The following is a 12,541-nucleotide window of genomic DNA, read 5'->3' as shown; positions in this document are numbered from 1 at the left end:
TTTTGTGTAAAAACACTGTTTAATTGATACTTTCTTTTTGTAACCAATACATCTTTAAAAACAAACCAATAAAAAATAAGTCCTGCTTTTTGTCTTCGTATTGATCAAAAACTTTTTCGTATTTTAAACTAAATATATTATAATAAAATGATGTATTTTATTATACGAAAAATGGTTTAGGCATTGAGTGATTAACTCAATACCTAAACCTAGTTCTTAAAACCGAGTTGAATTATTTTAATTCAACTACAGCTCCAGCTTCTTCTAATGATTTTTTAAGACCTTCAGCCTCTTCTTTAGAAACACCTTCTTTAACGTTTGATGGAGCACCGTCAACTACGTCTTTAGCTTCTTTAAGACCTAAACCAGTTAATTCTTTAACTAATTTTACAACTGCTAATTTAGAAGCACCAGCTTCTTTCAATACAACTGTAAATTCAGTTTGAGCTTCTTCAGCTGCACCACCGTCTCCTCCAGCAGCAACTACTACAGCTGCAGCAGCTGGTTCGATACCGTACTCATCTTTTAATATTGTTGCTAATTCGTTAACTTCTTTAACTGTCAAGTTAACTAATTGTTCTGCGAATTGTTTCAAATCTGCCATTTTTTCTATCTTTTAAAATGATTTGTGAAATTATAATTTATTTATTGTGCGCACACTTAAATAAAACAGAGCGTTAGCTCCATTTTATTATGCTTCTGTTTCTTCTCCAGAAAACTGGTTTTGAAGTGCAGAAATAATTCTTTGAGCAGGAGATTGTAATAATCCAATGATTTCTCCAATAAGCTCTTCTTTAGATTTAATAGTAGCTAATGCATCTAATTGATCATCACCAATATAAATTTCAGAGTTGATGTAAGCTCCTTTCAAAAGTGGCTTAGCAGCTTTTTTTCTGAAATCTTTGATAACTTTTCCAGGCGCATTTGCAACATCTGAAATAAAGATAGCGCTGTTACCAGTCAATACTGAAGGTAAATCACCATAATCATTATCAGAAGCTTCCATTGCTTTTGCAAGCAAAGTATTTTTTACTACCTCTAATTTAATACCTGCTTTAAAACAAGCTCTTCTCAAGTTTGAAGTTGTTTCTGCGTCTAACCCAGAAATATCAGATACATAAACTATGTTTGTACCAGCTAACTGTGCAGTTAAATCTTCAATCGCGATTGATTTTTCTTCTCTAGTCATACTAAAAATTTTTAACTACCAATTATACTGCTTTTGGGTCTAATGCAATCGCAGGACTCATTGTGCTTGTAAGGTGAATACCTTTAATGTAGGTACCTTTAGCAGCAGTTGGCTTAAGTTTTATTAATGTTTGAATAATTTCGTGTGCATTGTCATAAATTTGCTCAGCTCCAAAAGAAACTTTACCAATTCCTGCATGTACGATACCAGTTTTATCTACTTTAAAGTCAATTTTACCAGCTTTTACCTCTGCAACAGCTTTAGCAACATCCATAGTTACAGTTCCTGTTTTAGGGTTAGGCATTAAACCTCTAGGTCCTAAAATACGACCTAATGGACCTAATTTACCCATAACAGCAGGCATAGTGATGATAACATCAACATCTGTCCAACCTTCTTTAATTTTTTGTAAATAATCATCAAGACCTACATAGTCTGCACCAGCTTCTTTAGCTTCCGCTTCTTTATCTGGAGTAACTAATGCTAATACTTTTACATCTTTACCAGTTCCATGAGGCAATGTTACTACACCTCTCACCATTTGATTCGCTTTTCTTGGATCAACACCCAAACGTACTGCGATATCAACAGACTCATCAAATTTTGCAGAAGCAACAACTTTAATTAATGCAGCTGCATCTTTTAAAGAGTATAATTTGTTCTTTTCAATTTTTGAAGCAGCCTCTTTTTGCTTTTTTGTCAATTTTGCCATGTCTTTCTCTTAATTAAAAAGGAGCGTCTCCTGATACGGTTATACCCATAGATCTAGCTGTTCCAGCAACCATACTCATAGCTTTCTCAATTGTGAAAGCGTTTAAGTCTGGCATTTTGTCTTCAGCAATAGTTCTAATTTGTTCCCAAGTAACACTTGCTACTTTTTTACGATTAGGCTCACCTGAACCAGATTTTAGCTTTGCAGCTTCCAATAACTGAACTGCTGCAGGAGGAGTCTTAACAACAAAATCGAATGATTTGTCTTTATACACAGTAATTTGTACTGGGCATATTTTGCCAGGTTTATCTTGTGTTCTAGCATTGAACTGCTTACAGAACTCCATGATATTAACCCCAGCAGCTCCTAAAGCAGGTCCAACCGGTGGCGACGGATTCGCAGCACCTCCCTTAACTTGTAGTTTAACTACCTTACTAATTTCTTTAGCCATTTTTTAAAAAATTTAACACAACAATTTACGGAAGCAATTGAAGTGATTATTATAGTGTAACGAAAATTATACTTTTTCTACTTGCATAAAACTTAATTCCAATGGTGTTTTTCTACCGAAAATCTTAACCATAACTTCAAGTTTACGCTTTTCTTCATTAATTTTTTCAACCGAACCATTGAAACCATTAAAAGGTCCATCAATAACCTTAATTGTTTCGCCCAAGCTGAATGGAATTGATTTTGTATCTGTATTCACAGCTAATTCATCAACCTTACCAAGCATTCTGTTCACTTCAGAAAGTCTTAACGGAACTGGTTCCCCTCCTTTAGTTTCACCCAAAAAGCCAATAACACTTGTTATTGATTTAATGATATGAGGAATCTCCCCAACTAAATTTGCTTCTATCATTACATAGCCAGGAAAATACACTTTTTCCTTAACTAATTTCTTTCCATCTTTTACTGATACTACTTTTTCAGTAGGCACAAGAACCTGAGACACATAATCAGACATTCCTAATCTTGCGATTTCTGTCTCTATATATGCCTTTACTTTATTCTCTTGTCCACTTACTGCTCGAACAACATACCATTTTTTAACATTATTATCTGCCATAACAAAAAACTAAGCTTTCATCCAGTTAAAAAATCCTTCTAATGCTTTTGCAAAAAACTCATCCACTCCCCAAGTAGCCAAAGCGAATAATACTGAAAAAACAGCAACAACAATTGTTAGACTTTGAACCTGAGCCCATTCTGGCCAAGTTACATTTGACTTTAACTCTTCAAATGCTTCTGATATGTAATTAACAATTTTTGCCATTATGATATATTTTTTTTGCACGGGCGGAGGGATTCGAACCCCCATCAACGGTTTTGGAGACCGCTATTCTACCCTTGAACTACGCCCGTAATTAAAGCCAGTGACTTCAATTAAGAAAATCAACTGGCTTTTTTTTATTTTAATAGAATTACTCTACGATTTCAGTTACCTGACCTGCACCTACAGTTCTACCACCTTCACGGATAGCAAAACGTAAACCTACGTTCATAGCAATTGGACTCAATAAAGAAACATTGATTGTCAAGTTATCCCCTGGCATAACCATCTCTACACCTTCTGGTAAAGTAATAACTCCTGTTACGTCAGTTGTACGTACGTAGAACTGTGGACGGTAGTTATTATGGAATGGTGTATGACGACCACCTTCTTCTTTTTTCAAGATATAAACCTCAGCTTTGAAAGTAGCATGTGGTTTTACTGAACCTGGCTTAATAATAACCATACCACGTTTGATATCAGCTTTATCAATACCTCTCAACAATAAACCTACGTTATCTCCAGCTTCACCTCTATCAAGGATTTTACGGAACATCTCAACTCCAGTAATAGTAGAAGTTAATTTTTCAGCTCCCATACCAATGATTTCAACAGGATCTCCAGTGTTAGCAACTCCAGTTTCGATACGACCTGTAGCAACAGTTCCACGACCTGTAATTGTAAATACATCTTCAACTGGCATCAAGAATGGTTTTGCTACGTCACGTACTGGCTCTTCGATCCAGTTATCAACAGCTTCCATCAATTCAAGAATTTTAGGAACCCAAGCAGCATCATTATTCAATCCTCCTAAAGCAGAACCTTGAATTACTGGACAGTTATCTCCATCATACTCGTAGAAAGATAATAAATCTCTGATTTCCATCTCAACAAGCTCTAACAACTCAGCATCATCAACCATATCCACTTTGTTCATGAAAACAACGATACGAGGAATACCTACCTGACGTCCTAAAAGGATGTGCTCACGAGTTTGTGGCATTGGACCATCTGTAGCAGCAACTACTAAGATAGCACCGTCCATTTGAGCAGCACCAGTAACCATGTTCTTAACGTAATCCGCGTGACCTGGACAGTCAACGTGAGCGTAGTGACGGTTAGCTGTTTCATACTCTACGTGAGATGTATTAATAGTAATACCTCTTTCTTTCTCTTCTGGAGCGTTGTCGATTTGATCAAAAGACTTAGCTTGACAGTATCCTGCATCAGATAATACTTTAGTGATCGCAGCAGTCAAAGTAGTCTTTCCGTGATCTACGTGTCCGATAGTACCAATATTCAAGTGTGGTTTCGAACGATTAAAACTTTCTTTTGCCATTTTACTTAATTTTTAATCTTAGTTATATATTAATTTCAATTTCCTACTTATTTGAGCCAATGTCGGGATTTGAACCCGAGACCTCTTCCTTACCAAGGAAGCACTCTACCCCTGAGCTACACCGGCAGAGAGTTCTGATTTAGAATTCAGATTTTGAATCTGCAATCTAAAATTTAACCTGTGGGGAGAGCAGGATTCGAACCTGCGAAGTTCACACAGCAGATTTACAGTCTGCCCTCGTTGGCCGCTTGAGTATCTCCCCTAATTTTTAAAATCACAATATTTTAAAGAACCTATTCCAAATCGCATTTAGAATATCTGGAGCCGATAGAGGGACTCGAACCCACGACCTGCTGATTACAAATCAGCTGCTCTAGCCAGCTGAGCTACATCGGCATTTACAATAAAAAAAGTCCGCTATTTCTAACGGACTGCAAATGTATAGATTTTATCTCTCAATCAAAACATTTTTTGAAAAAAATTTCATTTATATATGAGTTCTTATTTTTTCTTTCCTTTTTACAAGCAAACGCTCCAATGATTCTGCAGACAACTCAACAGCTTCTTCAAAAGTTTTACATTGTTTTTTTACCAGAAAATCATCTCCCGGCACATTAATTTTTACCTCAACAATTTTATTTTCTTTCTCACTCGTCTTCTCTACTTTCAAATAGACATCTGAAGAAACCACCCTGTCATAGTATTTTTCCAACTTATTCATTCTTCCTTGAACAAAATCTACTAGCTTTCCATCAACATTAAAGTTAACAGCATGAACATTTACCTTCATAATTAATATTTTTTATGGTTAAACTTTAGAATCATCACCACCTCTAGGATGCGCTACAGCATGGACTTTTTTCAACTCTAATAAACTATTATGAGTATAAACCTGCGTCGAAGCCAAACTAGAATGCCCTAATAACTCTTTAACAGAATTCAAATCAGCCCCGTTATTCAATAAATGAGTCGCAAACGTATGCCTTAACATATGCGGACTCTTTTTTACCTTTTCCGAGACTTTACTAAAGTATGAATTTATTAATCGATACACAAACGATTCACTTAATTTTAACCCTTTTTTTGTTAGAAAAAAATAGTCCCTATCCTTAATCGACTCCAAATCACCCCTCTCCTTTAAATACAACTGCATTTGTTTTAACACCACAACCAATACCGGAATTATTCGCTCTTTATTCCTTTTTCCCAAAACCTTAATTGTCGAATTAGAAAAATCAACCGCATCTATCTTTAAATGAATCAATTCCGACCTCCTCATCCCTGTAGAATACAACAACTCCACCAACAACCTATCCCTAACTCCTTCAAAACCTTCCTCCAACTCAACACCCTCCAAAACCCCCAACAACTCTTTCTCAGAAAAAGGAATCTGAACCTTCTTAGACACCTTTAAAGATTTATGCTTCAATAAAGGACTAACCTCTATCTGTTTTATTTTTAAAAGAAATTTATAATACGCCTTCAAAGAAGCCACCTTTCTATTTACAGAAATAGTCGACAAACCGTTTTCAACCAAAAGCACTACCCATGATCGAATTTGAACATAATCAACACGATCAACATTCTCCTGCTCAAAATCAGCTAAATTATAACTCTGAAATTCAGACACATCTTTCACGTAAGCACATACAGTATGTGGAGAATATTTTTTCTCCTTTTGAAGATAATCCGCAAACGCCTCTAAATTTGTAGCCATAAAAAAACCGTTAGCATCAAATTTATAAAAAATCTGACCACTAACGGTATTATTTTGTTTCCAAAAAAACTTATTAACTCTCTAAGCTATCTTTCAAACCTTGAATGTAAGCCGCTTTCTGGAATTTCATTCTATTTTTAACTGACGGTTTAATAAAAGCAGTACGTGCTCTTAATTGACGAACTGTTCCAGTTTTATCAAATTTTCTTTTATAGCGCTTTAGTGCTCTATCGATATTTTCTCCGTCTTTAATTGGTATAATTAACATAATTTTGACACCTCCTCTCGTTAAGGCTGCAAAAGTAGAAAATTAATTATGAATTACAAATCATTAATTGTAAATTATTTCAAAAAGAATAAGGAACACAGAAAAAAGAAAACAGACTCACTTAAAACTTCCAACTTTCTCCGATAGCTATCGGGACTTCTACCCCTTCAACAAATTTCTTGAAATCACTACCTTTTGAATTTCGGTAGTTCCTTCTCCTATAGTACACAGCTTAGCATCTCTGTAAAATTTCTCCACAGGATAATCCTTAGTATAACCATAACCTCCATGTATTTGAACCGCTTCATTAGCCACTTTCACACACATCTCAGAAGCGTACATCTTAGCCATTGCCCCAGCCGTAGTTACTGCACGATGTTGTTGTTTTAAGAAAGCAGCCTTATGCAACAACAATTCCGAAGCTTCAATTTCAGTAGCCATATCGACTAATTTGAATGAAACTCCCTGAAATTCTGAAATCGCTTTTCCAAACTGATGTCTTTCTTTCGAATATTTTAATGCTGCTTCATAAGCTCCTTTTGCAATTCCTAATGACAGGGCTCCAATAGAAATCCTTCCTCCATCGAGAATTTTCATCGCCTGAACAAAGCCTTCCCCCACTTCACCTAATCGGTTTGCATCCGGAATTCGACAATTATCAAAAATTAATTCGGCTGTTTCACTGGCACGCATTCCCAGTTTATTTTCTTTTTTTCCCGAAGAAAAACCTGGAGTTCCTTTTTCAAAAACAAAAGCAGTCATTCCTTTAGAATCGCCTTTCTCTCCAGTTCTAACCACCACCACAGCGATATCACCAGAAATAGCATGAGTGATAAAATTTTTAGCTCCGTTTATAACCCAATGATCTCCGTCTTTTTTTGCCGTAGTATTCATACCTCCTGCATCCGAACCCGTATTGTGTTCCGTCAATCCCCAGGCACCAATATGTTCACCTGAAGCCAACTTAGGAATCCATTTCTTTTTTTGTTCTTCGTTCCCAAAAGTCAAAATGTGATTTGTACACAAAGAATTATGTGCCGCTACCGACAATCCTATAGATGGATCTACTTTAGAAATTTCTTCAACTATAGTAATATATTCATGATAACCCAAACCCGAACCTCCTAATTCTTCTGGAACCAATACCCCCATAAACCCCATTTCGCCTAATTGTCTAAACAAAGGAACCGGAAAAACCTGAGCCTCGTCCCATTCCATTATATAAGGTTTAATATTTTTTTCTGCAAAATCCCTTATGGACTGAGCAATCATATTTTGTGTTTCACTGTAATCAAAATACATCATTATGGCTTTTTTTTAAAAGTCCAAATATAAGGCTATAATATTTGCATTCTCAATAGACATTCCTTTAATTTTTGTTAAATCGCTTGCATTTTTAATATCACCATTCATACTTCTGTAAATCACAATCTCTCTGGCCAGATTGTATTTGAAATAAGGAAACTGGGCTAATTCTTTGACCGAAGCATTATTAATATCGATTTTTTTTATACTTGAAGTTGTTCCAACCTTAAAAGAAGCATTCAAATGTTCAATCACTTCGGGCGACAAACCCCAGATATCTTTCATTTGTTCCATCGAAACAAATCCGCCCAAACTTTCTTTAAATTTCAAAATTCGCATCGAAATTGCATCTCCTATTCCATAGACTTTAATCAAATCTTCCTGAGTCGCCTGATTAATATCTTTCACAACTATTTTTCCTTTTTTCGAAAAATGTTCTGATTTTGTATTCGAAAAGGCAACTAATTTAGATGTGGGTTTATTTTTTACCCAATCCGGAAATTTAAAATAAGGTGCAATCCCTTTTAATAAAGAATCCGAAACTCCGGTTACCGCCTGAAATTCCTTTGCCGAATTCACATATTTATTATCTTCTCTAAAAGCGTGTAATCTGTCTATTTCAGCTACCGACATTCCTAATTGATACCCTTTATAATCGGTGATAAAATTAGGATTAAAAGGGTACATTTTAGAAACCCTATCCTTTGAATGATGTTCTATCGAATCTATTTGGGTCTCAAGTGCGAGCCATTTTTTTCCGTCTGAATCAATTGTGGAGGTGGTTTTAAAATCAACAAAGAAACAAATCAACTGTATTAGAATAATACAAATAAATAACCCCAAAATTCCTTTTTGTTGTTCTTTGGAAAACTGAAAATAATTCCTGATTGTTTTAAAATTCATCGGTAGCTGCTAAATGAGTTTTTTGCAACTAAATATAAAAAATAAATACCTAAAACTAACCAATCATAAAGAAAACCCAAAATAAAAACAACTTTAACATTAATACGACAACTTAAATCCAAAGTCATTGTTCTTTTCATAAAAAATAATACATTTGGCACTTAACAATAACAAACCTCAAAACCATGTCTATTTGGAACAAGAAACCACTAATCAAACTCTTAGCAGAAGCAGAAGATTCTGAAAAAGGATTAAAAAGAACCCTTACAGCCTGGTCTTTAATCGCTTTAGGAATTGGAGCAATTATTGGCGCCGGATTATTTGTAAGAACCGCTACAGCCGCAGCACAAAGTGCCGGTCCATCAGTAACCTTAGCCTTTGTTGTTGCAGCCATTGGTTGTGCTTTGGCAGGACTTTGCTATGCCGAATTATCTTCTTCAATACCAATTTCAGGAAGTGCCTACACTTATACCTATGCAACAATGGGCGAATTTCTGGCCTGGATTATTGGCTGGGATTTAATTTTAGAATATGCTGTAGGAGGAGCCACAGTAGGAATTGCCTGGAGTGAATACCTTAATGATTTATTGGTAAACATTTTACATACCAGCCCAATCCCCTATGAATTCTCACACTCCCCATTTCAAACTTCTCCGGAAGGTGTTCAGGGAATCATTAATTTACCGGCTTTATTTATAGTTACAGTTATTAGCTTATTATTAATTAAAGGAATTCAGGAATCGGCTTTTGTTAACGGTTTAATTGTTATTCTAAAAACAACTATCGTAATCCTTATCATATATATCGGATGGAAATTCATTAATCCAGTTAATCACACTCCATACATACCACAAAGTTCTGTTTTTACAGACGAACATGGAATTGATCATTCTTTTGGTGGTATAATGGGAATCCTTGGAGCAGCCGGTACCGTTTTCTTCGCTTTCATTGGCTTTGATGCGGTAAGTACTGCAGCACAGGAAACCAAAAACCCAAAAAAGGCAATGCCAATTGGGATCTTAGGTTCATTAGCAATCTGTACCGTGTTATATATTCTTTTTGCACACGTTCTTACAGGTGTTGCTACAGTAGAAGATTTTAGAACAGGCGGTAAAGAAGCCTCAGTAGCATTTGCCATAAACAAATACATGATAGGATATGAATGGCTTGGAGAATTTGTTACGATAGCTATTCTGGCAGGATTCTCTTCGGTAATTCTGGTTTTACTTTTAGGACAATCAAGAGTTTTTTATGCTATGGGTAGAGATGGATTATTGCCTAAAATGTTTAGCGATATACATCCTAAATTCAAAACGCCATACAAAGCCAATCTTGCAATTCTTGTAATCGTTGGCGGATTTGCGGCATTTATTCCCGGAGACATCGTAGGAGACATGACCAGTATAGGAACTTTATTTGCATTTGTTCTTGTTTGCATCTCGGTAATTATTCTAAGAAAAAAAGAGCCCGATATGGTTCGCGAATTCAAAACCCCATTTGTACCATTTGTACCAATACTAGGTGCTCTTGTATGCTTAGCAATGATGTACGGACTGGGATGGGTAAACTGGATGCGACTTTTTATCTGGATGGGACTTGGAGTCATTGTCTATTTTTCTTTTAGTAGAAAAAACAGTGTTTTAAACAATCCTGAAGAGAAAAAATAATACCATAAAAAACCAAAAAAAATCCCTCTGAAATTAAAATTTTCAGAGGGATTTTTTTTATAAATCAAAAACTGATGTCCGTTTAGCTCTAATCAAATCCTTTAATCGAATCCAAAATGCAAGTGTTAAATACACTCCAAATCCTAATCCAACGGTTACAAAAGAAATATAAATAAAAAACAAACGCACACTTGTAACCCGCATGCCCAGTTTATCGGCAAGACGTGAAGAAACATGAAAACCATATTTTTCGAAAAAAAACTTAAGTTTGATTATAGCCGACATTGAAATACTGTTTTTTTTTAAATTTTTGGACAAAATTACAAAAATAGAATCATTAACCACTCTTCAACAACTCCATTCCTATAGCACAGTCTAAACATTTTCCACTAACACAATATTCATTCTTTAATTGCAACAAAGATTGTGTTTCAAACGAATTACTGGCTTTTACACCAAACGATTCAAACTTATCAATAATTGCATTTTTCTCAGGAGCAACCTCCACTAACATTGCCATCAAATCCTCAGTCACTTCCTTTCCCAGACTTTTAGCATACGCAAACTGAATAGGGATAATCGTATTAATCAATACTAAATCGACAAAAGATCTTGATAATTTCTTTGACTTCTTCGGACTCACTTTATCAAATTGATAATGCGTTTCCCAATAAACCGAAGTTCCCAGTTGAAACAATTGATAAATAGTTGCTATCGAAGAAACACTATTAATTTTCGAAAAAAGATTTTGATGAATATGATACAAATGAGCCAATTGTGACAATCGAATCGTGGGAAAATTATCCGGACGATGTTTAAAAAACTGTACTTGTCCTTCATTTTTAGATTCCAATTGGTATTTGTGAAGCAAATAAAAATAGCGAAATTTTAAATCCTTAAAATAAGTATCTTCCTTTTCTGCCTGCAATAAAGCCGCTTGACCAAACAACATTGCTTCTAAATTTTCGACTTCAAAACTTTCTTTTCTTATAACCGAAAAAGGAATTGATTGGGCAATTTTCAGAAAAACTTCACCATTAGTATTCAAACCGAAATTTTTAGCCAGCATACAAAACAAGACCGCTTCCCAATCCTGATTAGTCTGTTCTAACAACTGATAAATAGCTTTCGATTTTCGCTCTAAACGTTCAAAAAACAAACGTTCCTGCCAATTTTTCAAAACAAAATCATCAAAATACTTTAGCTGCTTTTCGCAAAAAATCCATGATTTTGGTGCAATTAACCTTTGATAATTAGCTAAAACTTCCTTACTAACGTAATGCTTAAGTTCCAAAACCGGAATCTCCGAATTGTTTTTTCTAAAAACTTCCACATCATGTTCCCAAACTACATGAAGAATTACATTTTCATAAGCCACATCTTTTTCGTGATGATGCACATACCAGTCTGATGATTTGAGATGAATTTCGACATTACCCGCCCATTTTTGGTTTCCAATGGAAATTTGAGCATTAAAAAAATCAGGCCCTGCTTGCTGCAAATACTGACCAACAGTAATAATTGCTATTTCCTGCCCGGAGGTAGTTTTTAAATTAAGCGTATCAAACTTCCTGAATTTCCAGAGATAATGTAAAAAATCTTCTTTCATCTTAATGACCTAAAAAAATTAGCACACTAATTTAATGAAAAAACTTACGCTATTAACTTTGGAATAAAATTTCTTATCGCTTCAAATACAATTGAGCACAAGCCCTGGCATCAGACAATGCTTCGTGATGATTCAGTTGGATTTTCATTTCGCGGCAACAATCACTGAGCTTGGTAGGTTTTATACCTTTTGCCTTATAGATTTTTACGGTACATTCCCAACGGGAAGCAATATTCAAACCACCGTAATCCAAACCATAATAATCCATCGACTTTAACAAAACATTGCGGTCAAAACTCTCGTTGTGCGCTACAACCACTCTGTTTTGAAGGCGTTTTTGAATTTCCGGAAATACCTGAAGAAAGTTTTTAGCCCTGGCTGTATCACTTGGATAAATTCCGTGAACCTGAATTGTATAAGGATTATAAAGATTGTTTGGCGGTTGAATCAAAGTAACAAATTCGTCCACAATAATCCCATTTTCTACAGTAACAATCCCTACAGAACAGGGATGAAAAGATGTAGCGGTTTCAAAATCTATAGCGGTAAAGGTCATTTT

16 protein-coding genes and 4 tRNA genes are annotated in these 12,541 nt (G+C 35.2%); 1 reads left to right on the top strand and 19 read right to left on the bottom strand.

Annotation, left to right across the window (positions count from 1 at the left end; all coding sequences use genetic code 11):
* Nucleotides 1–232 precede the first annotated feature (232 nt).
* From rplL to FDM27_RS02300, 16 genes are all read right to left on the bottom strand, one after another.
* Entirely contained in the window at nucleotides 233–604 is a 372-nt protein-coding gene (gene rplL, locus FDM27_RS02375) for a 50S ribosomal protein L7/L12 (protein WP_071185150.1), read from the bottom strand.
* A gap of 87 nt (nucleotides 605–691) precedes the next feature.
* Complete coding sequence (gene rplJ / locus FDM27_RS02370; protein ID WP_071185149.1) at nucleotides 692–1,189, bottom strand: 50S ribosomal protein L10; 498 nt, start codon at nucleotides 1,187–1,189, stop codon at nucleotides 692–694.
* 22 nt (nucleotides 1,190–1,211) lie between these two features.
* Nucleotides 1,212–1,901: a 50S ribosomal protein L1 gene (gene rplA, locus FDM27_RS02365; protein ID WP_140485029.1), complete on the bottom strand. Its 690-nt coding sequence runs from the start codon at nucleotides 1,899–1,901 to the stop codon at nucleotides 1,212–1,214.
* Between the two features lie 13 nt (nucleotides 1,902–1,914).
* Entirely contained in the window at nucleotides 1,915–2,352 is a 438-nt protein-coding gene (gene rplK / locus FDM27_RS02360) for a 50S ribosomal protein L11 (protein ID WP_071185147.1), read from the bottom strand.
* 66 nt (nucleotides 2,353–2,418) lie between these two features.
* A complete protein-coding gene (nusG, locus tag FDM27_RS02355; protein ID WP_071185146.1) occupies nucleotides 2,419–2,970 on the bottom strand; it encodes a transcription termination/antitermination protein NusG in 552 nt (183 codons plus the stop codon).
* 9 nt (nucleotides 2,971–2,979) lie between these two features.
* A complete protein-coding gene (gene secE, locus FDM27_RS02350; protein WP_071185145.1) occupies nucleotides 2,980–3,177 on the bottom strand; it encodes a preprotein translocase subunit SecE in 198 nt (65 codons plus the stop codon).
* 18 nt (nucleotides 3,178–3,195) lie between these two features.
* A tRNA-Trp gene (locus FDM27_RS02345) sits at nucleotides 3,196–3,266 on the bottom strand.
* Nucleotides 3,267–3,325: 59 nt separating this feature from the next.
* Nucleotides 3,326–4,513, bottom strand: a complete 1,188-nt coding sequence (tuf, locus tag FDM27_RS02340) for an elongation factor Tu (protein WP_071185144.1) — start codon at nucleotides 4,511–4,513, stop codon at nucleotides 3,326–3,328.
* Nucleotides 4,514–4,567: 54 nt separating this feature from the next.
* Nucleotides 4,568–4,639, bottom strand: a tRNA-Thr gene (locus FDM27_RS02335).
* A gap of 55 nt (nucleotides 4,640–4,694) precedes the next feature.
* A tRNA-Tyr gene (locus FDM27_RS02330) sits at nucleotides 4,695–4,775 on the bottom strand.
* 57 nt (nucleotides 4,776–4,832) lie between these two features.
* Nucleotides 4,833–4,909: transfer RNA gene (locus tag FDM27_RS02325), tRNA-Thr, on the bottom strand.
* A 91-nt stretch (nucleotides 4,910–5,000) separates the two neighbouring features.
* Nucleotides 5,001–5,303 carry a ribosome hibernation-promoting factor, HPF/YfiA family gene (gene hpf / locus FDM27_RS02320; protein ID WP_071185143.1) on the bottom strand — a complete coding sequence of 101 codons (303 nt, stop codon included), beginning with the start codon at nucleotides 5,301–5,303 and terminating at the stop codon, nucleotides 5,001–5,003.
* A gap of 18 nt (nucleotides 5,304–5,321) precedes the next feature.
* Entirely contained in the window at nucleotides 5,322–6,230 is a 909-nt protein-coding gene (locus tag FDM27_RS02315) for a tyrosine-type recombinase/integrase (protein WP_140485028.1), read from the bottom strand.
* A gap of 73 nt (nucleotides 6,231–6,303) precedes the next feature.
* Nucleotides 6,304–6,498 (bottom strand): 30S ribosomal protein S21, encoded by a 195-nt coding sequence (gene rpsU, locus FDM27_RS02310; protein ID WP_035659878.1) that lies wholly within the window; start codon nucleotides 6,496–6,498, stop codon nucleotides 6,304–6,306.
* Nucleotides 6,499–6,657: 159 nt separating this feature from the next.
* The gene (locus tag FDM27_RS02305) at nucleotides 6,658–7,800 is read right to left on the bottom strand and encodes an acyl-CoA dehydrogenase family protein (protein ID WP_140485295.1); all 1,143 of its coding nucleotides are present in this window, start codon (nucleotides 7,798–7,800) and stop codon (nucleotides 6,658–6,660) included.
* Nucleotides 7,801–7,815: 15 nt separating this feature from the next.
* Nucleotides 7,816–8,706, bottom strand: a complete 891-nt coding sequence (locus FDM27_RS02300) for a ComEA family DNA-binding protein (protein ID WP_140485027.1) — start codon at nucleotides 8,704–8,706, stop codon at nucleotides 7,816–7,818.
* A 185-nt stretch (nucleotides 8,707–8,891) separates the two neighbouring features.
* Between FDM27_RS02300 and FDM27_RS02295 the strand changes: the two genes are divergently transcribed.
* Entirely contained in the window at nucleotides 8,892–10,373 is a 1,482-nt protein-coding gene (locus FDM27_RS02295; RefSeq protein ID WP_140485026.1) for an amino acid permease, read from the top strand.
* Nucleotides 10,374–10,430: 57 nt separating this feature from the next.
* Here FDM27_RS02295 and FDM27_RS02290 read toward each other — a convergent pair whose 3' ends face one another.
* The 3 genes from FDM27_RS02290 to FDM27_RS02280 form a co-directional block, all read right to left on the bottom strand.
* A complete protein-coding gene (locus tag FDM27_RS02290) occupies nucleotides 10,431–10,658 on the bottom strand; it encodes a PspC family transcriptional regulator (protein WP_035659873.1) in 228 nt (75 codons plus the stop codon).
* 52 nt (nucleotides 10,659–10,710) lie between these two features.
* The gene (locus tag FDM27_RS02285; protein WP_140485025.1) at nucleotides 10,711–11,982 is read right to left on the bottom strand and encodes a DUF2851 family protein; all 1,272 of its coding nucleotides are present in this window, start codon (nucleotides 11,980–11,982) and stop codon (nucleotides 10,711–10,713) included.
* Between the two features lie 73 nt (nucleotides 11,983–12,055).
* Nucleotides 12,056–12,538 carry a 3'-5' exonuclease gene (locus FDM27_RS02280; protein ID WP_140485024.1) on the bottom strand — a complete coding sequence of 161 codons (483 nt, stop codon included), beginning with the start codon at nucleotides 12,536–12,538 and terminating at the stop codon, nucleotides 12,056–12,058.
* Between the last annotated feature and the right edge of the window lie 3 nt (nucleotides 12,539–12,541).

It is taken from the genome of Flavobacterium sp. GSA192 (assembly GCF_006386525.1).
GTDB lineage: Bacteria > Bacteroidota > Bacteroidia > Flavobacteriales > Flavobacteriaceae > Flavobacterium > Flavobacterium commune.
The sequence above is the reverse complement of the archived record's forward strand: the minus strand, read 5'-3'. Positions and strand labels throughout refer to the sequence as shown.